Annotated in this window: 1 protein-coding gene; it reads right to left on the bottom strand. The window is 72.7% G+C overall.

Translation table 11 applies throughout. From position 1 onward, the window contains the following. Positions 1-737: sigma-54-dependent Fis family transcriptional regulator (locus APM_RS13165; protein ID WP_007423856.1), on the bottom strand; the 737-nt coding region annotated here is incomplete at both ends.

The raw sequence follows: 737 nt of genomic DNA, 5'->3' as shown, positions 1-737 counted from the left end.
CCGCCCGGCGGCCGCAGCTCCAGCGGCTCGCCGCCGCCGCGCCGCTCGCGCGCCAGCAGCGCCTCCACCGTCTCCTCGAACACCTCCACCGCCGACACCTGGCCAAGATCCTCGCGCCGCAGGCCGAGCATCTGCATCGCCGCCCCGTTCGCCCCGCGCAGCGTGCCGTCCGCCCCGAACGCCACCACCCCCTCGGCCAGCGTCCCCACCCCCTGGCGCGAGGCATGGAAGCGCAGCTTCACGTCACGCAGATGTGACATCTCGAACATCCGGTTCTCGATCATCTGCGCCGCCGCCCGCACCAGGCCGAACGTGTGCGGATGATACACCCGCTGGTCGCAGGAAATGTCGATCACGCCGAGCAGCTCGCCGGTCGAGGCGGTGAGGGGGGCGGCGGCGCAGGCGAGGAAATTGTTCCGCTCCAGGAAATGCTCCGCGCCGTGGACGACGACCGGCGCCGCCTCGATCAGCGCGGTGCCGACGGCGTTGGTCCCGCGGTCCGTCTCCGCCCAGCTCGCCCCCGGCTGCAGCGCCACCCGCGCCGCCCGCCCGCTGAAGCCGGGATCGCCCACCGCGTCGAGCAGGAAGCCGTTGCAGTCCGACAGCAGCACGATGCAGCCGGAATCGCGGATCTGCCCGTAGAGATATTCGATGATCGGCCGCGCCCGCAGCGCGAGGTCGGAAACCCGCTCCTGTGCCGCGCGCAGCTCGGCGCCGCAGAGATGCGGGGCCTCTCC

Origin of the sequence: Acidiphilium sp. PM, from assembly GCF_000219295.1 — a bacterium.
Lineage (GTDB): Bacteria > Pseudomonadota > Alphaproteobacteria > Acetobacterales > Acetobacteraceae > Acidiphilium > Acidiphilium multivorum.
The sequence above is the reverse complement of the archived record's forward strand: the minus strand, read 5'-3'. Positions and strand labels throughout refer to the sequence as shown.